Here is a 21,245-nt window from a genome sequence, read left to right as displayed (position 1 = left end):
GATTGACATGCCTGTGACATGGGTGTCCGCGCGGCGGCAGGTGCTGGTACGCCTGCGTCTGCTGAAGATGCTGCGAGCCGCCGGCCCGTTGCCGGTCGGGGGCCTCGTGGTGGTCACGATCGTCGAGAGCCTGTCGCCCGCGGCCGCCGCCGCGGCTCTCGGGCTCCTGGTCGGCCGCCTCGTGGCGGCCCTGGGCGAGGGTGCCGCCGGCCTCGGCGCGCTGACGCTCCCGGCCGCGGCGCTGGTCGGGGTCATGCTCGTCGGCAACCTGATCGACTCCGCGAAGGAGCCGCTGCACTACCTCGTGGCGTTTCGGCTGGACGGTGCCTACCGGTCCGAGTTGAGCCGCCGCGTCTCGACCGGCCGCACCATCGCCGCGCTGGAACGGCCGTCCGTGCAGGGCCACGTCGAACTCGCCCGTGCCGATCCGCGCAACTGGACGGAACGGACCCCAGGCGCGGGTGCCGTCGCGCTCGTGGTCATGGTCGGCCGCGCCCTCACGCTGGCCAGCACGTCCGTCGTTCTCGCCGTCTGCGCGTGGTGGCTCGTCCCGCTGCTCGTGCTTCCGGCGATCGCGGTGCAGTGGCTGAGCAGCCGTGACATCGACCGATGGTTCGTCCTGTGGCGGGGTGGTCAGACCGAGTACCACCGCCGCCGGGTGTGGAGTGACGCGAACCTCGACGCCGGGCCGGCGAAGGAAGTGCGCATCTTCGGCCTCGGCGAGCACGTCGTGCGGCGCCAGCTGCACCACACGCGCGAGCAGTACGCGCCGGTCTGGGCTCATCAGCGGGCATCGCTGACCCGGCACCGGCTGCTGGCGCCGATGGTCGTCGGTCCGCTGGCGGCCGCGATGGTCTCGGCGGCGTACCTGGCCGCGACCGGGCGTGTGTCGCTGGCGGCCGGCACCGCGGCGATATCGGCGAGCGCGGTGATCTACCGCACCTTCTGGGGTGACCCGCGGGACGTGCTCGGCGCCGTCAGCGCGCTCGACGCCTCCGACCGCCTGCGCGAGGCGCTTGACGTGCCGCCGGCCTCCGTACCCCTGGAGGCTTCCGACGCTGCAGATGCTTCGGGCGCTTCGGACGCGGGAGCGCCGGGGCGGACGGCGCAGCGGGTGGACACGGCGCCGCGGGTGGACACGGAGCCGCGGGTGGGCACGGAGGCGCAGGCTCGCACGGTGCGGTTCGAGGAGGTCAGCTTCACCTATCCCGGCAGCGACCGCGCCGTCATCGACAGGCTGGACCTGGAGATCCGGCCGGGGGAGCTGCTCGCGGTGGTCGGCCTCAACGGCGCCGGGAAGTCGACGCTCGTCAAACTCCTGGCCGGTCTCTACGAGCCGACCGGCGGCCGGATCACCTATGACGGCGCCGACATCCGCGACATCGGCCTCGACAGGTGGCGGCGACATCTGTCGGTCGTCTTCCAGGACTTCGTCCGCTACCACCTGTCGGTCGCGGACAACGTGGCGCTGGGCAGTTCGCGGGTTCCGCCGGACCGCCACGCCGTGGAGGCCGCCGGCCTGGCCGCGGGGCTGGACGCGGTGGTGGACCGCCTCCCCCTCGGGTGGGACACCCCGCTCGCCCGGACCCGCCGGGGCGGAGTGGACCTGTCAGGCGGGCAGTGGCAGCAGGTGGGGCTCGCCCGCGCCCTCTACGCCATGCGTACGGGAGCGCGCGTACTGGTTCTGGACGAGCCGACCGCCCACCTCGACGTGCAGACCGAGTTCGAGGTCTTCGACCGGTTGGCCACGTACCGGGGTGACGCCGCCGTGGTGCTCATCTCGCACCGCCTCTCCACGGTGCGGCAGGCGGACCGGATCGTGCTGATAGACCGCGGACGGGTTACCGAGTCCGGCAGCCACGCGCAGTTGATGGCGGCCGACGGGGTCTACGCGAACCTGTTCAACATCCAGGCGGAGCGATTCCGGCAGGGCTACAGCGACTGCGTCGAGGACGGTGAGATCTCGTGAGCTCGCGCCGATGGAGTTCCGTACGGCTGTGGGGTGAGTTGTTCGCCCTCTCGTGGCGAGCCGACCGACCGCAGGTCGTCATGCTGCTGGGCCTCAAACTCGTCTCGGCGTGCACCACCGCCGCGCTGGCGCTGTCCACCCGCGCGGTCATCGACCAGGCTCTCGCCGGGCACTCGACGGAGGCCATGGTCATGGCCGGCTGCGCCGCCCTCGCGGCCGCGGCGACGGTGCTCGGCCCGAGCCTGGAGACCCACCTGTCCGTGATCGTCGCGGATTCCGTGGCGCAGCTGCACCTGGAACCGAGGATCCAGCGCTTCCTGGCGTCGGTGGAGACGCTCGAGCACCTGGAGCACAGCGACTTCCTCGACCGGGTGACCGTGCTCGACCACGCGTCGTGGAAGCTCACGCACGGGCTGTGGAGCGTGATCGACGTCGTGTTCGCCGGGCTGCGCCTGCTCCTTCTCATGCTGCTGCTCGGTACGGTCAGCCCTGTCCTGCTGCCGCTGCTCGTCGCGGCAGGGGTCGCGTTGGCGCTCGACCAGCACGGTCAGCGTGGCGTGGCCCGGGCGGAGACCGATACCGCCGAGTCGTTCCGGCTGCAGCGGCACCTCTTCACGCTGGCCACGCAGGCCGCCACGAGCAAGGAGATCTGGGTGGCCGGCGTCGGCGGAGAGCTCTCCCGGCGGCAGCGAGCCGCGTGGGACGAGGCGGTGGTCCGCCGTACGGCGGCACGGCTGCGTTCGGCCGGATGGCGGCTGGGCGGCTGGCTCATGTTCAGCCTCTGCTTCACCGCCGGACTCGTGCTCGTCCTGCGTCTCGCCGCGACCGGGCGCGCGAGCGCGGGCGACGTGGTGCTCACCCTCACCGTCGCCGTGGCCCTGCGCGACTCGGTCCAGTCGGCCCTGGTCCGGGCCGGCGTCGCACTCAACGCCGGCACCTACGTCGAGCCGTACCTGTGGCTGCGCGACTACGTCGCGCGGCACCGGCAGACCGGGCAGCGGCTGCCGGCGCCCGCCGTTCTGCGCGACGGCATCGCCTTCGAGGGCGTGACCTTCACCTACCCGGGCACGGCCCGCCCGGTGCTGGACGACGTGAGCTTCCACCTCGCGGCCGGTTCGGTGGTGGCGATCGTCGGCGAGTTCGGCTCCGGCAAGACGTCGCTGGTGAAGCTGCTGACCAAGTTCTACACCCCGGACGCCGGCACGATCCGGGTCGACGGCACCGATCTGTCCGACCTGGACACCGAGGCGTGGCGGTCGCGGTGCAGTGCGGCCTTCCAGGACTTCGGGAGGTTCCGCATCCGGTTCGCCGAGACGGTCGGGCTCGGCGACCTGCCCCACGCCGATGCCGCCGGACGCCTCGCCGACGCCGTTGCGGCCGCGGACGCGGACGGGCTCGTCAGGCGCCTGCCGAACGGGATGGACACGCAGCTCGGCCGGCTCTTCGGAGGCGTCGAACTCTCCGGGGGCCAATGGCAGAAGACCGCGCTCGCGCGCGCGTCGATGCGTCAAGGCCCCCTGCTGTTCGTCCTCGACGAGCCGACCGCCTCGCTGGACGCGCCGAGCGAGGGCGCCATCCTGGAGCGGTACATGGTCCGCGCGCGGGAGCTGGCCGCGCGGACGGGAGCCGTCACCATGATCGTCTCGCACCGGTTCTCCACGATCGCCGGAGCGGACCAGATCCTGGTCTTCGGCGCAGGCCGGATCATGGAGGCCGGTACGCACGCCGAACTCCTCGCGCTCGGCGGGCGCTACGCCGATCTCTACGGCATCCAGGCCAGGGCGTACACGGCGAACTGAGCGGTTCTGCCGCGTCGACGGTCCCGTACCGCACCCCGGGAGCGGCCCACGACGGCGCGGCGTGCGCAGGTGCGGTGCTCACCTGGCACGGCCCGAGCTCCGCGTCAGGCGTTACCCGCGACGTTCTGGATCGCACTGGCGAGGCGCGCGAGATCGACGCCTTCGAGGTGGTCGAGAAAGTGCCGGCGCACGCTGGCCAGGTTGCTCGGCCACGCCTGTTCCAGGCGGGCGAGGCCGGCGTCGGTGAGGACGGCGTTGAACCCGCGGGCGTCGTCGTCGCACCTGACCCGTTCGACCAGGCCCTGCCGCTCCAGGACGGTGACGATGCGGGTCATCCCGCTCAGGGAGAGCTCGCAGGCGACCGCGAGCTCGCCCATCCTCATCCGCCGCTGCGGCGCCTCCGACAACCGCATCAGGGCGGTCCACTCGATGAGCGGCAACTGCTGTTCGCGCACCATGTCGGCGTCGATGGCGCGGGGCAGCGCGTAGATCAGGCGGGGGAGCGCGCGGACCAACGCGTCCTCGTCGGCGCTCAGCGGCCGCACCGGCCGTGATGTCGTCATAGTCACATCCTACTTGCTTCACGAACGAAGTACTCATACTCTTCCTTCGCGAAGCAAGTATTTCCCCGACGGAAGTGGAGATCGTCATGACCAGAATCGGGATCATCCTCGGCAGCACCCGCCCCGGACGCAACGGGGAGGCCGTCGCCCGCTGGGTGCACCAGGTCGCCGCGCAGCGGACCGACGCGGAGTTCGAGCTCGTCGACCTGCTCGACTACAAACTCCCGCACCTCGACGAGGCGCTGCCGCCGTCGCTGGGCCAGTACACGCAGCCGCACACGATCGCATGGGCCGGCAAGATCGCCTCGTTCGACGGGTTCGTCATGGTGACGCCGGAATACAACCACTCGACGTCGGGTGCGCTGAAGAACGCCATCGACTTCCTGTACGGCGAGTGGAACAACAAAGCCGTCGGTTTCGTCAGCTACGGCTCGGTCGGCGGCACCCGCGCGGTGGAACACCTGCGCCTGATCGCCGGTGAGCTCCAGATGGCCGACGTACGGGCCCAGGTGGCGCTGTCGCTCTTCACCGACTTCAAGGATTTCAGTGTGTTCACGCCCAACGAGTTCCAGCTTCAGTCGCTCACCGCGATGTTGGACCAGGTCGTGGCGTGGAGCACGGCGCTCGCGCCGATGCGCGCCCGCTGAGCTCGTGCGCGACACAGGGATCAGGAGGAACCCCATGGGAACGCTTGACGGCAAGGTGGTGCTGATCACCGGCACCGCCGGAGGTCAGGGCCGGGCCGCGTCGCTGGTCTTCGCGCGAGAAGGCGCGAAGGTCGTCGGGTGCGACATCCAGGTCGACGCCAACAACGAGACGGTGGAACTCGTCCGTCGCGCCGGAGGCGACATGACGGGCGTCGCGCCCGTCGACCTCACCGATCCGGAACAGGCGCGGCGGCTGGTCGACGAGGCCGTGGCGGCCTATGGCGGGCTCGACGTCGTCTACAACAACGCGGCCATGCCCCGCTTCGGGCCGCTGCCCGGTTTCTCGGTCGAGGACTGGCGGGCGACCATCGCCGGCGAACTCGACATTCCTTTCTTCGTGTCGAAGTTCGCCTGGCCGTACCTGGTCCGGCGGGGCGGCGGCGTCATCATCAACGTCGCGTCCATGGCCGGCACGATCGCCGGCGAGGTCCCCCCGATGGTCGCGCACAGCGCGGCGAACGCCGGGGTCATCGGCATGACCCGGCAGTTCGCGCTCGAAGGCGCGCGCCACGGGATCCGCGCGGTGGCGATCAGCCCTGGGCCGGTCCTCACCCCGGCGAGCGACCGCGATCTCGGCGACGACCAGGCGGCCAGGGACGCGATAACCCGCAAGACGCTCCTCAAGCGCTTCGCCCGGCCGGAGGAGATCGTCGAGCTGGCGGCCTTCCTCGCCTCCGACCGGGCGGCGTACATCACGGGCGCCAACTACGCGGCCGACGGCGGCGCGACCGCCTGGTAGCCGGTATGGCTAGCCGGGCGTCCCGTCGCGCTCGTTTCTTCTGGCGAGACGCCCGGCCTGCCCGTCGTGCACATCGCTCACCCACTCCCAGCCGGGCTTGGCCGACGGGCCGACCCGAGGGTCGCCGGGAACATGGGAGTCACGCAAGGCGTGCACGTACGCCCGATCCTGGTCGATCCGTGCGCGTACCTCATCGCCGACCGACCCGTGGCCGGGGACGAGGACGTCGACGTCGCCCGCCACGCCGTCGAGCAGCCGCAGCGCTGCGAGGTAGTCCTCGATCGGGTCGGCGGTGTCGGCGAAGTCGAGCATCGGAATCAGGACATCAGAGAGCATGTCGCCGGCGACGAGAACCCCGCGTTCTTCGACGAACAGCGCCGCATGGCCCGGTGCGTGCGCTTGATGCTCGATGATCCGGACCTGAGGGCCGTCCCATGGAATCCGCGCCGTCCCGGCGGGCAGGGCGGTGATCTGGCCGAGCAGGTCCAGCGGCACCCGCTCGGCGATGCCCGTCGGGAGCAGGTGGGCGGTGATGCGGGCCTTGGCATCCGGGTCGGACAGCTGATCCCGGACGGTGGCCGCGCAGCGGGCCGTGCCGTAACGAGGGGCCGCGCCGAACTGGGCGTGCCAGAGCAGGTGATCCCAGTGAGGATGCGTCGAGAAGCCCGCCACAACGGTCTGGCCCGAACGGGACAGGTCGTTCGCGAGGCAGGCCAGTTCGTGGTCCTGCACCCCGGGGTCGATGAGCAGCACTCCGGTGCGGCCTTGCACGACAACGGCGTTGCTCTGGAGGAACTCGCTCTCGTGGACCAGCACACCGTCCGCGACCTGCCTCAGCACGGTGGCCCCTTCCGCTTGTGATTTGCAACCGCTTGTCGCGACGGTAGTACCGGGTGATAGCAAATTGCAAGCAGTAGGAGCGAAGCGAGCGAGCCGCGGTATGGGTGCCCGATCAGCCAGGCCATCGAGGTGTTCGGCGAGGGGGCCGCACGTATGGGGCTACTCCTACGGCCGAAAATCTCCTTCACGAACAGCGCGGTGGGCAGGTCGGAATGGATCCGCACCTAATCGAGTGCCGGCGGGTGGACGGCTGGGCGGCGTCCCCAGGCTGAGATCAGCGGCGCGAGTGTCAGGTCGAGTTCGCCCGCGTGGATGGCGGCCAAGTGCGCGTCGATCTCGGCGTCGTCGGCCAGGCCGGCCGCGAGCAGCTCGCCGCGCACGTGCCGGATGGTCGCCGCCTCCAGCCGGTCGCAGGCCGGCCCGCCGACCGGGAAAGAGCCCGCCGCGGCGACATCCACCAGGCCGGCCTCACGCAGTGCCCGCGGCAGTGTCCGGCCGTAACGCAGGTTCGCGCGGCGGCGCGTCAGCAGCTCCCGGACCGCGTCGCGCAGCCGGTTGGCCCGCCGCTGCGCCGGGCCGCTGTCGTCCAGGCATGCCAGTGGCTGCAGAGCGGTGTCGGCGTCCTCGACCAGCAGCCAGCCGCCGGGCCGCAGCGCCGCCGCCATGTTGGCCAACGCCCGAGCCCGGTCGGGTACGTGGACCAGCACGAGCCGGGCGTGCACCAGATCGAACGTCCCCGGCTCCGGGGGCGGATCAGCGGCGACGTCGTGCCGGCGCACCTCGTACCCGTCGCCTGCCTCCAGCCACGACGGGTCGATGTCCGTGGCCAGCACGTGCCCGGTCGGACCGACGGCCGCCGCGAGCGCCTCCGGGATGCTGCGGCCACCGGCCCCCACCTCCCAGCAGCGCGAGCCGGCCCCGACCCCCAGCCGATCGAAGTGCCCCCGCGTCACACCGTCGAACAGCTCGGCCAGCCAAACGAATCGCTCGCCCGCCTCGGCGCGCGCGTTGTCCAGCAGGTACCCGCGGGCGGGCTCTCCGCCGAGCGCGGGAGTCCCGCCTGTCGGATCCGGTCGGCCACCGACGTGCGGCGGGCGGGGCGAGGAGGTCATCACCACATGGTCACCTCCCCAGGCCACCAGCGCCACGACGCCGGGAGAGGGATATCTCACACAGCCGGCGAACCCCGCACGTCCTGCAGCACGGTTCTGCACCGCGACGCGCCGCAAGGGGTACTGAGCCCCCAGAGCACAACGATCCGTTCTGTGTCACAGAGCGCCGCAGGACGGTGTGGATCATGTCGTCAGTGATGAGGCGGGGCGGCCGCCGTTGTTGCCTTACGCCTTTTGAACACCCGCAGCGTTAGGGATAGTCCGCATGACGAACCGAACATCGTTGGCGGCACTGACGCTGGCCCTGACGGCGCTGGGGGCGCAGCCTTCCGCGGCGGGCGCCACCACCGTCTCCAGCCCAAGCGTGTCGTGGAAGTCCTGCCCCACCTACTCCGACGAGGTGATCCGGAGCCTGGGCGTGACGCAGGATCACGTCGCGAACTTCCGTACCCTGATGAAACGCCTGGAGTGCGGGACGGTCAGCGCGCCGCTGAACCACGATGACCCCGGTGGGCCGAAGATCGACATCGCTGTGACCCGGCTGGCCGCCACGGACGAGGACCACCGGCTGGGCACTGTCGCCATCCTGCCGGGAGGGCCGGGCGGCAGTGGATATCTGGACCCGATCCTGCGGGCCGCGCTCAGAAACGATGAGATGGCCGAGCTGAACGAGCGGTACGACATCATCGGCTTCGACCCCCGCGGGGTCGGGTACAGCACCAAGGTCGTCTGCGAGCCCGGCCCGAGAGGCCCGGACAAGCCGGGCCCGCTGACCAAGGAGTCGGCCAGGAAGATCTACGACGCCCAGGTCGCGGCCAACCTGAAGTGCGCGAACTCCGACCCGGACTTCCTCCGGCAGCTCACCACCGACACCGTGGCCAGGGACCTGGACCGGGTACGGACCGCACTGGGCGACCGCACGCTCAACCTGCTCGGTTTCTCCTGGGGCACCTATCTGGGCGCTGCGTACCGGAGCCTGTTCCCCATGCACACCGGACGGGTCTTCCTGGACAGCCCAGCGCCGCCGTGGACCCGTTTCGACAGGCACATCGAGGAGAGCGCGGCGGCGGTCGAGCGCAACTTCGGCCGCATGGCCACCTGGCTGGCACGCCGTGAGGCGATCTACGGTTTGGGCACCACCGCCACGCAGGTGCGTGAGCAGGTGGTGAAGCTCGTCACCAGGTACGACAAGAACCCCAAGACCTATACCGAACTGCCGCAGCCGATCGATGGCTCGGCCGTCGCCAACCTGGCCGGGCGCAACTCGACTGAGTGGGCACGCGCGGGCAAGGCCCTCTCCGAGCTGCGGACAGCGAAGGCCACTACCGCCCCGCCCACCGTCAAGGAGCTGCTCGGCGCCCAGATGAGAGCACCTCTGCCCGGCACGCCCGAAATGACGAACATGACCATGAACTGGGCGGTCACGTGCAACGAGGACAGCAGCCGACCGAGTTTTGACACCGCCTGGCATGACTACCAGCGGCTCCAGAAGCGCCTTCCGGCGACCGGCCGCTCCTGGGGCACGACCGCGCTGTGCTCCGGCTGGCCGCTGCCGGTGCGGCAGGCCACGCTGAAGCGGGACGGTGGATCGCTGGTGCTGGCCGCGCACCTGTACGAGTACATGTCCGTCTACGACTGGGCGCTGCAAACCCGCCGCGTCATCGGTGGCACCGTCTACAAGGTGGCCGACGACGTGCACGTCTCGACCACCAAGGTGCCTGAGTGTGCCGCCGAGGTGGTGAAGTACTTCGAGACGGGCCGGATCGACGCGGGCTGCCCGGGCCTCAAGCCCGCGAGCTGACCCTCGGCCTGAGCATGGAAACAAGCGAGCGCCCCCACCCACCTTCACGAACGCACCGAAACCAGTACGAACCGCAGCAGCAGAGATTGTCAGGCACCCTCCAAACCCAAGTACCCCTGGCCAGCAAACCCAAGTACCCCCTGGCCAGGGGCAGGTTCGTTGGATTCTGCTCCCTTGCCACCGGGACCCCTTCGGGACTTCGGGCCCGATCAACGCGCCGACACCGCCCTCCCACTCAAGCTTCTGCGCGAGGGTCATGTGGGGCGGCAGCACCAAGCGGTACCCGAGGCGTTCACCACGATCCTCCGTGCCCGCGAGCTGACAACGAGCAACCAAACGAGATCAACTTCTCGTCGCAAGACCCATCTCAACCGAGAAACCGCAGGTCAAATGGGGTGTGGAGTGGTGGGGCGCCAGGGACTCGAACCCTGAACCGACGGATTGAAAGCGCCCTTGATCAGTACCGTCTACTGCCGCCGCGTGCCACCTTCTATCATTCCGTCCGCCTTGGCCCCGGGAGTCTGCCGCTCAGTCACCCTGTGTGCCGCGCCGTGTCCCGTGCACACGAGCAACCATCGAGCAACCATCGAGCAACCATGCGCCCTTTAGGTCGCGTCGAAAGCGAAGTGCAGGCGCTCGGACCGGCGTTGCGCCGGGAGGGATGACCCACTACGGTCGGCCCGCTTGGCGAGTACTGCCCGTGCCTCGTCGTCGGCGGCGGCCGGGATCCTCCGGCTTCTTCGCGGGAGTCGGCTGGTGCGATGTGGCTGCGTTGCCCCGCGTGCTCGGCGTGTCGGCGGGTAGGGCGTAGGCAGCGACGACCGGAGGAAGGCAGGGCGGCGATGAGGCGGCGTCTGCCCAGCACGCATGGGCATGCCGGGCTGCCCGACCAGAGGTTGCTGCAGGCGGCCTTCGACAGCGCGGGGGCGGGTATCTATCTGACCGATCTTGCTGGACTTATCACTATGGCGAACCTGCAGGCCGGGGCGTTGCTGGGCCGTCCAGTAGCGGAGATGCTGGGCGCCGATGCCCACGACCTGCTGCACAGGGGCGCCGACGATGGGCTGACTCCTCACTCCACCTGCCGGCTGATGGGGGTGCTGGAGCACGGTCGTCCGGCGCGTGGTGAAGAGTCGACGTTCCTACGGGGTGACGGCAGCCTGTTGCCGGTCTCCTTGTCGGCCGCTCCGATACTGGAGGGCGGGCAGGTGCTCGGGTTGATCGTCGTTTTCACCGACATAACCGAGCGGCTGAACCTCTCTCGTCGGCAGGCCGGCCGACTGGCCATGTTGGAGGACTCAACCGCCCGCCTGACGCTGGTCACCGAGATCACCTCCGTGCTGACCCAGACGCTGGATGTGGACGAGGCCTTGCGACGGCTGGGCAGACTGATCGTCCCGCGGTTGGCCGACTGGGCGATGGTGGATCTGCGTGTCGAGCACGACGAGGTGGAGCGGGTGGTGGTGATCCCTCCTGCTGATCAGGCGGCGGGGTTCCCGCTGCCCGAGCCTCCCGGTTCCCTGCTGGCGCGGGTGCTGGATCGAGGTGAGACCGTCTTGCTGGGGCCGGGCGACATAGCCCGCAAACCTGACTCCGGCATGGCCGCCGCAGAGCGGGAGCTGTTCGCAGCCCGGGGAGCGGTGTCGGCGATCATCACGCCACTACGCACCCAGCGGCAGGTGCTGGGGGCTCTCACCGTGGCACGCACCGACCCGGTCCACCCCTTCGACGCCACCGATGTGACGCTGGTCACCGACATCGGACGTCGCGCGGGGTTGGCGGTGGGCAACGCGCGCCTGTTCGGCCGGCAACGCGAGGTGGCCGAAATGATGCAACGTCACCTGCTGGCTCCGCTGCCGCAGGTGGGCCACCTTGAGATGGCCGCCCGCTACCTTCCGGCCCCGGTGGGGTCTCAGGTCGGGGGTGACTGGTACGACGCCTTCCTGCTGCCCGACGGCGTCGTCGCCCTGGTCATCGGTGACGTGGTCGGCCACGACATCACGGCCGCCGCTGAGATGGCCCAGCTGCGCAGCATGGTGCGCACGCTGGCGTGGGACCGCTGCGTGTCGCCCAGCCTGGTCGTCAACCGGGTGGACCAGGCGATGTCCGCCGTCACGGACGTGCCCATGGCGACGATGATCCTGGCACGTGTGGAAGGCTCCGAAGATGGTCCCTGGCGGTTGCGCTGGAGCAACGCCGGGCATCCGCCGCCTCTGCTGGTCACCCCTGACGGGCATGCCCGCTATCTGGAACAAGGGCGGGATCTGCTGCTCGGGCTCCGCCTGGGTATCGAGTCGACCAGGCGCGACGCCGTCGAACCGATGCCCGCTGGGAGCACCCTCCTGCTCTACACCGACGGCCTCGTCGAAAGTCCCGGCAGCGACCTGGCCACCGGACTGGCCCGGCTGCGGGCGCAGGCCGCGGCCATAGCTCACCTTTCGCTGGAGGACGTGTGCGACGAGATCGTGCGACGCGTACCCCACGGGACCACCGACGACGTCGCTCTTCTCGCGTCACGCCTTCCGGCGTGCGGCGCCGGCGCCTGACCGGCCGAACCCTTCGGTGCGCATCGAGGCGGGATGGAACACGGCAGATATGGCCGTTCCTTTCATAGCTCGATCTCGACTGGGCCGGCCGCCAGCGACACGCAGGTCTGGATCATGTCGCCCGCGTCTCCGTGCACCTGGCCGGTCCGTACGTCGCGTATCCGGCCGGAGCGAAGGCGCGCGACGCATCCGTAGCAGATGCCCATGCGGCAGCCGCTGGGCATGAGCACTCCCGCGCGCTCGCCGACGGCCAGCAACGGCGTCTCGCCGTCGGCCTCGGCTTCTCTGCCACTCCTGGTGAAGCGGACGCGCCCTCCCGAACCCGCTGCCGCCGGCACCAGACTGAAGCGCTCGACATGGAGGCCGTCCGCGGGCCCGGTCCAGTAAGCCGCGATGTCGTCGAGCATCTGAGGCGGTCCGCACGCCCAGACGGACCGATCCGTCCAGTCCGGGCAGAGCCGGGCCAGATCCGCGGGCCGCAGCCGTCCGTCAGAACGCGTGTGCCGTTCGTGCAGGCGCAGCCGCGGACACCGTGCGGCCAAGCCCCGCAGCCGCCCGCCGAAGATGACGTCGCCAGGTGCCGGCGCCGAATGGACCAGCACGATCTCCGGCCCCGTCACGGCCGGAACACCGTCGAGCAGGTTGTCCAGCATGGCCATCACGGGGGTGATGCCGCTCCCGGCGGTCACGAACAGCAGGCGTGGGGGTGGTGGCTCCGGGAGGACGAAGGTCCCCTCGGGCCGGCCCAGCCTGAGCATCGTCCCGGGCTCCGTGCTCCGCACCAGGTAGTCGGAGACGAGCCCGCCGCGCGCGGCCTTGACCGTGATGGTGACGCAACCGCCGGACCTACCCGGGGCCGACGACAGGGAGAAGGTGCGCCAGCGTCGCCGCCCGTCGACATCGACGCCGATCCGCACCCACTGACCAGGCCGGTGCGTGACCCAGCCTCGCCCCGGACGGATCACCAGTGTCGCCGCATCGGCGGTTTCCGTATGAACCGCCTCGACCCGGCCGCACAACTCCCCTTCCGCCCAGAGCGGATTGATCAACCCGAGATAGTCCTCGGGAAGCAGCGGCGAGGTCAGCCAGTGCGCGGCTGTCGCCAGCCGGCGAAGGAGCGCCCCAGGGGATGCGGACGCACGCGTAAGGATCACATGCAGAGCCTTCCCGAGGAATCGGCAGCCATCGAGATCGAGGGCCAGGCCACGAACGGCCATCCGTATGACGTGTACCCGGTACCCGCGTCCGGCAGCGGCAGGCGGGGGCCATGATGGGACAGGGAGCGGTTCAGGGCCGGTAACGGACCGGTAGGCGGCCGGGCCCGCGGCGGCACGGCTGTGGGAAGAGGTTCGCGGAGTCGGCGATGCGGTGACGCGGATGCCGGGCGAAAACCTTGCGGGGACGTCCACGGGCCGCTCCCGTCCCTACCGTGAGGAGCGGGTATGACCATCGACGCCCCCACCGGGCTGCTCTACTTACTGAGCGTAGGCAAGGAGAAGGAACTGATCCTTCGCGTGCACGGCACGATGCCCACGGCCGAGAGACTCGTCAGCTGGATGGAGCAGGGCGCCGTCGTGTCCCTTCAGGTCTCCCACGAGGGCGAGCCGGACACGTTCACCTACGTGGTCAACTTCAGGCACGTGGTGGCGGCCCGCTGCGCTCCCTACGCGAGGACGCGGATCAGCAGCTTCTGAGTCGTGGCTCCGGCCCCGCCTCTCCTACGTCGGGGACTCGCCGCCGACGCGGCTCCGGGCCTTCGGCTACGCCGTCATCGGGATGGTGCCGTTCAGGCCGGTCGCACGCAGTAACCGCGACAGGTACGGGCGGGCCGCGGCAAGGGAGAGGGTGATCCCCATCGTCTTGGCGCGGCGCTGGATGCCGACCAGGACTCCCAGCCCGCAGGCGTCGCATGCCGCCACACCCGACAGGTCGAGAACGAGCAGGCTTCTGCTGTAGCGCAGGACGTCCAGCAGGTCCTCGCGCAGGTCGGCACTGGTGAAGATGTCGATCTCGCCGGACAGCCGGACGGTCGTCGGAACCGACGGGTCGGCTCCGCCAAGTGGTGCGAGGTCACGGACGGAGATGCCGTGCTCCGGTCGGCGACGAGACGAGGTCTCCGGCGGCAGGCTTGGCAGGTGGACGTCCGATCGGTGGTGTCGGCACCCGTCGAGCAGGTCCGTCGGCAGTGTACTGATGTGCACTCCCTTGTTCTCTCCGTCCGCATCCCGTGTAACTGTGTCGGCATGCGCGCTGGGCGGCGTGGAACGTGAGAGCAGCGTCGGTGTCATGATCGCCTGGCCTGTCTTGGTCCTCTGAAGAACCGCGTCACGGTATATCGCCGCGGGCGACGCCGACCTGAGTGCCAACGCACGAAAAGTCCTCGGTGCTTGAACTCTACCCTGGTTTTCTGTAATGGCGCCGTTCCGGAAGTGACGTGTCCCCGATTTTCAGCGACGCACGGGCGTGAAGTGCGCGACAGGGAACGCTAGGGGAACGCGCCGGGGAACACTGTCGCGTCCGGAATTCCGTGTGCGGCCAACGAGAACAGTTGGTGGCTCAGGGGGCGGAGGCGGGCAATTGGAGCGTGAAGCAGGCGCCGCCGAGCGGGGAGGGCTCGACCCAGACGGTTCCGTGGTGGGCTCTCGCTATATCGCGGGTGATGGCCAGGCCGAGGCCGATGCCGGGCCCGCCTCGCTGGGAAACGGTTTTGAGCTGATACATCCGGTCGAAGATACGTTCCCTGTCCTTCTCCGGCACGCCGGGGCCATCATCGGACACCGTCAGTCGCGCATTGCCGTCGCTGCGGCCGACGCGGACCTGCACCCTCTGGGTGGCGTGGTGCTGTGCGTTGTCCAGCAGATTGGTGATGACCTGGCAGATCCGCGTGCGCATGGCTGTGATCTCGACGCCGGGAGTGCAGATGACTTCGATCGAGATGGGGTCCTTCCGGCTGGCGACCTCCTGCCTGACCAGTTCACACAGGTCGACCCGTTCCCAGTCGGCTTGGGCTGCGCGGGAACGGGCGATCAGAAGAAGTGCCGTAGACAGCGCATCCAGTCGATCCACTCCACGTAGTACCGCCTCCAGCACGCGGGGGTAGTCGGCTTCGCCGGGACGGGCAGCCGCTTCTTCCACCGTGACGCGTATCCCGGCCAACGGGGAGCGGATCTCGTGGGCGATGTTGGAGGAGAACTGCCGCTCTCTGTCCAGCATGTCCAGACTCACATTGATGTTGTCGACCAGCTGCGTCACCTCCTGCTGGTCATGCTGCTGAGCGATCTGGGCGTGTTCATCGCTGAGGTTGATATCGGCGAGGTCGCCGGAGATAGCACGCACGCGTCGCAGCAGCCGGCGGACCAGCACCCGGCCCGCGACCGCGGTGGCCAGCACCATGACGAGATTCCACCAACGCTTGTGGGAACTGGTGTTCCTCTTCCCCGGACCTGCGCGTTCCAGGCGCTCGCTCAGGCTTGATCTGCCCATCGGACACTCCCCACGAACCATCCCGCCGCCGTAGGCTCCCTACCCCCCCGTCAACCATTTACCTCGATAAATCACCGGCGAGCGGGTCGTGAGGCGGCTGCGCGGCCCAGCCAGGTCGTGTCTGACGAATCACGCCCTGCCGCGCGTGTCCCGGGTGGCGCGGTGAGCAGGCATGGCGCATCTGGAACACCTCCTGAATCGCTCTTGCAGTCTCGTACGACGTGCTCACCCCCGATGACGGGTACCACGAGACGTGGACGAACCGACTGGGAGGGGCGGCAGGACATGCGTTCCATGTGCCACCGTTCGCACGCGACCTCCTCGCCGCGCAGGCCCGGCTCGCGCTCGTCGGCGACCGCTCGCCGATCGCGGCCGCGTCTCGAACCGTTCGCCGCGGTTCCCGTCACCGTCGAGCTATGAGAGGAACGCGCATGCCTGCCACATCTCATCTCACCCCTGCCGAGGTCGAAGAGTTCGGGCGGGAGCTGGACGGAATCCGCGATGAGGTGATCGCGAGCCTGGGCGAGCGGGATGCCCGGTACATTCGCGGCCTGATCGGGACCCAGCGCAAGCTGGAAGTCTGCGGGCGGGCATTGCTCTTCGCCTCTTGGCTGCCGCCCGCCTGGATGGCCGGGACCACCGCTCTCGCCGCAGCGAAGATCCTCGAAAACATGGAGATCGGCCACAATGTCCTCCACGGGCAGTGGGACTGGATGGGCGATCCTAAGATCCACTCAACGACCTGGGAGTGGGACTTCGCTTCCCCGGCCGACCAGTGGAAGCACTCCCACAACTTCGTCCACCACACCTGGACGAACGTGCTGGGCAAGGATCGGGACATCGGCTACTCCGCGATGCGGATCACCCCGGAGCAGCGATGGCATCCGATCTACCTCGCCCAGCCGCTGTACAACGCGCTGCTGGCGCTCTTCTTCGAGTACGGCATCGCGATATACGACCTGGAACTCGAGCGCATCCCGTCAGGGAAGAAGGACCTCAAAGAGGCCCTGACCCAGCTTCGTGCCGTCGCGGGCAAGATTCGGCGCCAGGTTGTCAAGGACTACGTCGCGTTCCCGCTGCTCGCCGGTCCGGCCTTCATCCCGGTCCTGTTCGGCAATCTGACCGCGAACATCGCGCGCAACGTGTGGGGGCACACCATCATCTTCTGCGGCCACTTCGCGGAGGGCGCGGAAGTCTTCACCGAGGACCGGCTCGAGGGCGAGACCCACGGCGAGTGGTACGTCCGGCAGCTTCTCGGCTCGTGCAACATCGACGGTGGCCGCCTGTTCCACATAATGAGCGGCAATCTGAGCCACCAGATCGAGCACCACCTGTTTCCGGACATGCCCAGCAATCGCTACGCGGAGATCGCGCCGAGGGTTCGCGCGCTGTGTGAGCGGTTCGGCCTGCCGTACATGTCCGGCTCGCTGACCCGCCAGGCGGGCTCGGTGTGGAAGCGCGTCCTGCGGCTCGCGTTTCCGGGACCCGCGCGACGGCCAACGCCCGCCTCTCCGGTGAGGAGGCTCAAAGAGGCGGCCTGACCGCGCCGACGGCGGCGTGTCAGCGGATGACACGCGGGGCCGGACGTCGCGACCCGCTCCTCCGCGGTTACTCTCCGCTCCGGTCCGGCGTGCCGGGTGAAGGCGCTCGTCGCAGGCGGAGGCAGAAACAGGCGCCCTCGTCCTCGCGGGGCTCGTACCAGGCGTCGCCGCCGTTGCCCCGGGCGAAGCTTCGGACTATCCACAATCCCAGGCCTGTCCCCTCTGTCTCACGCTCAGCCTCCCGCTCACGGCTGAAGCGCTCGAACAACCGGGGCACGAAAGCCTCCGGCACGCCTGGCCCACGGTCGCACACCCGGAGAAGGATCCATCCCGGCTGCCCGGCCGCGGACACGTCCACGGGCGGACGTCCGTAGGCGAACGCGTTCTCCAGGTAGTTGTCCATCATCGCGGAGAACTCTCTGCGGTCGACCAGGGCCTCCAGATCAGGGCTGCAGGAGATGCGCACCTCCTGGGATCGTTTGTCCAGCTCGCCGAGCCGTTCGAGGAGGAGTTGAAGCACGGGGACGCGTTCCAAGCGGGCGGACGCGCCCTTCGCTTCAATGGTCGACGCGGTGAGGAGCTTTCGGACGAGCCCTTGGAGGCGGGCCGTCCGATCGGCGATGCGCTCGATGATCTCGGTTCTTCGCTCCTCGGCGAGCGCGACCAGGCGGTCGCGTAGCACGTCCACCAGCACGCTGATGGTGGCCAGGGGACTGTGGAGTTCATGGGCCGCGACGGCGACCGCGATGTTCTGGCGTTCCAGGGCCGCCTCCAGCTCTCGCTCGACGTGTCTGCTCCGCGTGACGTCGCGGAGCGCGGCGACGTACAGGGGCTCACCTTCCAGGGTTGTGGCGGTGACCCGCATCTCGACGACCCGTTTGCCTCCGGCGGGCAGCATCAAGTCGATCTCGGTCGCCGCACCCGCGGCGATGGGGAAGCCGAACGGCGTGCCGATCAGCTCCGCCGCCGAGCGGGCGAAGAGCTCCGCGGCAGCGGGATTGCAGAGCCTGATGACTCCTTCTTTGTCGACGGCGACGATGCCGTCCGCCGAGGCCGAAACGATGACCTGGCTGATATCGTCCCGGAATTCGACGTCGTCGGGCCGCCCTGACCCGGAGCCACCCGTGCGGCTTCCGCCAGGCGAGGACCCGCCGCCGGCACTCACCCCGACGGACCCTCTGTCGCTTCGGACTCGGGCGACCCCCACGCGGTCCCGGGATCGGTCGCTCCTGTGAAGACGTGGGGGACGCCTCGCAGAGGTTCACCGATGTGCATGCCGGTGCCATCGATCCTGAATTGGCGGATCCTGTGGTCATGGGCGGAGCCGCGGGCCTGGAGCACGGCGATGGCACGCTGGATCTCGGCGGGGCCTTCGACATATCGGAGCTGGATCCAGACGTCGGAAAGGCCGGCGATGTCGGAGGCGATCGCCGGCGCGTCTGCCGAGATGAGCCGTCCCGAAGGTGTCCGTGTGAGAAGAGTGGTGATCTCGCTCTGCCGGAGGACCGCCCCCAGCGCGATGATGAAGTCGAGCAGAGTCCGCGGCGCGACCACGCGTTCGAGAGCGGACACCGTGTCGATGACGAGCCGGGCTGGCGCGAACTCCTCAACAGCGCGCCTGAGCTGCAGAAAGAGGTCTTCCGGAGAGGTCACCTCCGCATAGCTGGACATGACCCGGGCCAGGCCCGACGCCTGCATGGCCTTGAGGTCCAGACCCCAGCTCGCGGCGGTGCGGAAGAGCTGCCCGCGGGTCCCGTCGAAGGTGCAGAGCAGGCAGCGCTCACCCGCCTCGACGGCGGCGGCCGCGAAACGCAGACTCGCCAGTGTCTTGCCCGTGCCGGTGGGCCCGGTCATCAGGACGATGGCGTCCCGGTAGAAGCCGCCGCCGCACATCTCGTCCAACTCGGGGATGCCTGACGAGACGCGGGCGAGCGACGCGTGGTCGGACGGCGTGAGGAACGCGAGGGGGACCACCACGATCCCGTCCCGTGGATCGATGGTGAACAGCCATTCCCCCGTGCGGTGCGTGGCGCCGCGGAACTTGACGATCTCAACCGTCCGGCTTCGCCGGCCCTGCCGGAGTACGTTGCGCAGGATGATGACATTGTCGAGCACGAAAGGCTCGACCCCGTAGCGGGTCACACCGTCGTACTCCTCGGGGCGTTCCGCGGTGAGCACCGAGGTGACTCCGAGCGCCTTGAGGGCGGAGGCGACCCGGAACAGTTCGTGCCGAACGACGCTGATGTCGGCGAACCGGGTGAAGATCGCGTTGAGCGAGTCGAGCGCGACACGGCGAGCCCCGGTCTGGCGGACCGCGTGTTCGATGCGCGCCACCAGGGCGCCGAAGTCGTAGGCGCCGACGGCGGGCGCGTCCTCCCCGATACTCGCCGATGCTTCGACGAAGGCCCACTTCCCGTCGTCCTCCCATGACTGGATGGGGAAGCCCAGCGAGGCCGAGTTACGGCGGATGTCGGTGACTGTCTCCTCGAAGGTGACAAACACCCCAGGCTCGTTGAAGCGCATGATTCCGCGGGAGAGGAACTCGACGGCGAACAGTGTCTTACCGCTGCCGGTCGTGCCGCTCACCAGCGTGGATCGGCCCGCGGGCAACCCGCCCAGGGTGACGTGGTCGAAGCCGTTGATCCCCGTGGGGATCCGCGCGATCGCGTTGCTGCCAGTCATCGTCACTGCCCTTCCGAGGGCGATGCGTCCGCGGCTGGGAGGCCCAGAGCGACGGCGGCGCGGCCATGATCGGACAGATCCCCGATCACCCGCCGCTGTGGTGGCGGCGAGAGCCTGACCACGGTGGGGGTGGCCAGGATCCGTCCCTCCTCGGCAAGCTCGGGCCGTTCGACGGCGTCGATGACCTCGACCTCGTACATGCCGGAGAGGTGAGCGTCGCACAGGAACCGCAGGTTCACCTCCGCGGCATGGGACCGCTCCGTGTTCCCAGCCACGTACAGCCTGAATGAGTAGATGGTCACGTCAGGAACCGTCTCCAACGTTCGCAGGGCTCCGGACGGGGCCTTGCGGTCTACCGCTGTTCGTACCCCGCAGACAGGCAGGGACCAGCATCGAAAGAGGAGACGGCACGCGCATCGGATGGAGGTGCCCTCCCCGCCCGCTTGGCCGTCGATCTGATGTGTGCATCACGATGCACGCGGGTAGCGTCATGATGAGTTCATAGGGGCAGGCTGCACGGTCTTCGCCCCGCTTTCGCGAAGGCGGACGCGCCCTCATCAGTCGGCTCCCAACCATCCTCCGTTCGAGCTACGCCTCACGCGGGGGATGCGCAGAGCGAGCCCGGCCGACCAGTGCACGGCGCGAAACCGCTCATGAAGTGAGCAGCCATGAGCCGAGCAGTGGTCAAGGTCACGGCGGGCAGGAGCCTTCTGTGATCCGAGTTCTCGTGGTCGAGGATCAGCAGGCGCTCGCCGGCGCTCTCGAGATCGCGATCGACGCCCAGCCCGATCTGCATTGCGTGGGCGCCGTCGGGACGGTCGAGGACGCCGTCTCGCTCGTGACGGTACGGAGCCCCGAAGTCGTGCTCATGGACATTCATCTGCCTGACGTCGACGGAATCGAGGGCACGAGGCGGATCAAAGCCTCCCACCCGCATGTCCGCGTCCTCATCCTGACAGGCGACGCCAGCCCCGACCTGTTCGCGGCCGCCGCAGTGGCAGGGGCTTCCGGATTCCTCGCAAAGGACAGTAGATTTCCGGACATTCTCAAGGTGATCCGCGCCTCGGTCGACAGGAACATCCTTATGGTGGAGGGCGATACGCTCAGAGCGCTCCTCCAGGAGCCCAGCGCATCGCCGCACGTCGGGCGCGAGAACTGGGCGGGGCTCACCGCGCGCGAGCTGGAAGTCCTGGGGCTGATGGGGGAAGGGCTCGATCCCCGTGCGATCGCCGGGCGGCTCGTCGTGAGTCTCCACACCGCTCGAGGCCACGTCAAGAACGTCATGATGAAGCTGAGCGCGCACAGTCAGCTCGAGGCGGTTGTCGTGGCGACTCGGACGGGGATCCTGCCGGGACTGCGGAAACCTTGCTGAGGCCCGCGATCCGGCCCATTTGGGGGGTGCCGTCCGGACCATGTGCGGGTGGCGGGGCGTCTGCCGTCTCCCTAGATTGTTGAACATGCGT

18 protein-coding genes are annotated in these 21,245 nt (G+C 69.2%); 9 read left to right on the top strand and 9 right to left on the bottom strand.

Translation table 11 applies throughout. The features are described from left to right. Nucleotides 1-7 precede the first annotated feature (7 nt). Entirely contained in the window at nt 8-1,969 is a 1,962-nt protein-coding gene (locus tag HHX33_RS14425) for an ABC transporter ATP-binding protein (RefSeq protein ID WP_182875035.1), read from the top strand. Then, nucleotides 1,966-3,768: an ABC transporter ATP-binding protein gene (locus HHX33_RS14420; RefSeq protein ID WP_310741373.1), complete on the top strand. Its 1,803-nt coding sequence runs from the start codon at nt 1,966-1,968 to the stop codon at nt 3,766-3,768. Before HHX33_RS14425 ends, HHX33_RS14420 begins: the two co-directional genes overlap by 4 nt. Before the next feature lie 104 nt (nt 3,769-3,872). Here HHX33_RS14420 and HHX33_RS14415 read toward each other — a convergent pair whose 3' ends face one another. Next, complete coding sequence (locus HHX33_RS14415; protein ID WP_182875034.1) at nt 3,873-4,331, bottom strand: MarR family winged helix-turn-helix transcriptional regulator; 459 nt, start codon at nt 4,329-4,331, stop codon at nt 3,873-3,875. An 86-nt stretch (nt 4,332-4,417) separates the two neighbouring features. On the opposite strand from HHX33_RS14415, the gene HHX33_RS14410 reads away from it, so the two are divergent. Together HHX33_RS14410 and HHX33_RS14405 are read left to right on the top strand one after the other, a co-directional pair. Continuing rightward, nucleotides 4,418-4,978, top strand: coding sequence for an NADPH-dependent FMN reductase (locus HHX33_RS14410; RefSeq protein WP_182875033.1), 561 nt, complete (start codon nt 4,418-4,420; stop codon nt 4,976-4,978). Between the two features lie 34 nt (nt 4,979-5,012). After that, nucleotides 5,013-5,777, top strand: coding sequence for an SDR family NAD(P)-dependent oxidoreductase (locus tag HHX33_RS14405; protein ID WP_182875032.1), 765 nt, complete (start codon nt 5,013-5,015; stop codon nt 5,775-5,777). Nucleotides 5,778-5,786: 9 nt separating this feature from the next. Here the strand turns inward: HHX33_RS14405 and HHX33_RS14400 are convergent, their stop codons facing one another. Beyond that, nucleotides 5,787-6,617: an MBL fold metallo-hydrolase gene (locus tag HHX33_RS14400; protein WP_182875031.1), complete on the bottom strand. Its 831-nt coding sequence runs from the start codon at nt 6,615-6,617 to the stop codon at nt 5,787-5,789. 224 nt (nt 6,618-6,841) lie between these two features. After that, nucleotides 6,842-7,789, bottom strand: a complete 948-nt coding sequence (locus HHX33_RS14395; RefSeq protein ID WP_220501813.1) for a methyltransferase domain-containing protein — start codon at nt 7,787-7,789, stop codon at nt 6,842-6,844. A 205-nt stretch (nt 7,790-7,994) separates the two neighbouring features. Here HHX33_RS14395 and HHX33_RS14390 point away from each other — a divergent pair, with 205 nt between their 5' ends. Beyond that, nucleotides 7,995-9,530: an alpha/beta fold hydrolase gene (locus HHX33_RS14390; protein WP_182875030.1), complete on the top strand. Its 1,536-nt coding sequence runs from the start codon at nt 7,995-7,997 to the stop codon at nt 9,528-9,530. Between the two features lie 842 nt (nt 9,531-10,372). After that, nucleotides 10,373-12,076, top strand: coding sequence for a SpoIIE family protein phosphatase (locus tag HHX33_RS14385; RefSeq protein ID WP_182875029.1), 1,704 nt, complete (start codon nt 10,373-10,375; stop codon nt 12,074-12,076). A 62-nt stretch (nt 12,077-12,138) separates the two neighbouring features. On the opposite strand, the gene HHX33_RS14380 is transcribed toward HHX33_RS14385, so the two are convergent. Beyond that, nucleotides 12,139-13,293 carry a ferredoxin reductase gene (locus HHX33_RS14380; protein ID WP_182875028.1) on the bottom strand — a complete coding sequence of 385 codons (1,155 nt, stop codon included), beginning with the start codon at nt 13,291-13,293 and terminating at the stop codon, nt 12,139-12,141. Between the two features lie 225 nt (nt 13,294-13,518). On the opposite strand from HHX33_RS14380, the gene HHX33_RS14375 reads away from it, so the two are divergent. After that, nucleotides 13,519-13,770: a hypothetical protein gene (locus HHX33_RS14375; protein WP_111698991.1), complete on the top strand. Its 252-nt coding sequence runs from the start codon at nt 13,519-13,521 to the stop codon at nt 13,768-13,770. Between the two features lie 66 nt (nt 13,771-13,836). Here HHX33_RS14375 and HHX33_RS34990 read toward each other — a convergent pair whose 3' ends face one another. Continuing rightward, nucleotides 13,837-14,277, bottom strand: coding sequence for an STAS domain-containing protein (locus tag HHX33_RS34990; RefSeq protein WP_310741372.1), 441 nt, complete (start codon nt 14,275-14,277; stop codon nt 13,837-13,839). 355 nt (nt 14,278-14,632) lie between these two features. Then, on the bottom strand, nt 14,633-15,469 hold the full coding sequence (locus HHX33_RS14365; RefSeq protein WP_182875027.1) for a sensor histidine kinase: 837 nt from the start codon (nt 15,467-15,469) through the stop codon (nt 14,633-14,635). A 311-nt stretch (nt 15,470-15,780) separates the two neighbouring features. Here HHX33_RS14365 and HHX33_RS14360 point away from each other — a divergent pair, with 311 nt between their 5' ends. Then, nucleotides 15,781-17,100 carry an acyl-CoA desaturase gene (locus HHX33_RS14360; RefSeq protein ID WP_310741371.1) on the top strand — a complete coding sequence of 440 codons (1,320 nt, stop codon included), beginning with the start codon at nt 15,781-15,783 and terminating at the stop codon, nt 17,098-17,100. 67 nt (nt 17,101-17,167) lie between these two features. On the opposite strand, the gene HHX33_RS14355 is transcribed toward HHX33_RS14360, so the two are convergent. Genes HHX33_RS14355 through HHX33_RS14345 form a run of 3 tightly spaced genes read right to left on the bottom strand, consistent with a single transcriptional unit; the run spans nt 17,168 to nt 20,084 of the window. Next, nucleotides 17,168-18,265, bottom strand: coding sequence for a sensor histidine kinase (locus tag HHX33_RS14355; RefSeq protein ID WP_182875026.1), 1,098 nt, complete (start codon nt 18,263-18,265; stop codon nt 17,168-17,170). Further along, nucleotides 18,262-19,782, bottom strand: a complete 1,521-nt coding sequence (gene kaiC, locus HHX33_RS14350; RefSeq protein WP_182875025.1) for a circadian clock protein KaiC — start codon at nt 19,780-19,782, stop codon at nt 18,262-18,264. The genes HHX33_RS14355 and kaiC overlap by 4 nt, the downstream gene beginning before the upstream one ends. A gap of 2 nt (nt 19,783-19,784) precedes the next feature. Beyond that, entirely contained in the window at nt 19,785-20,084 is a 300-nt protein-coding gene (locus HHX33_RS14345) for a circadian clock KaiB family protein (RefSeq protein ID WP_182875024.1), read from the bottom strand. Between the two features lie 410 nt (nt 20,085-20,494). Between HHX33_RS14345 and HHX33_RS37205 the strand changes: the two genes are divergently transcribed. Then, nucleotides 20,495-21,154 carry a response regulator transcription factor gene (locus HHX33_RS37205; RefSeq protein WP_182875023.1) on the top strand — a complete coding sequence of 220 codons (660 nt, stop codon included), beginning with the start codon at nt 20,495-20,497 and terminating at the stop codon, nt 21,152-21,154. The last annotated feature ends 91 nt before the right edge of the window (nt 21,155-21,245 follow it).

The organism is Microbispora sp. H10670, assembly GCF_014161385.1.
In the GTDB taxonomy this organism is placed as follows: Bacteria; Actinomycetota; Actinomycetes; order Streptosporangiales; family Streptosporangiaceae; genus Microbispora; species Microbispora triticiradicis.
This window is presented reverse-complemented; position numbering and strand designations above follow the sequence as displayed.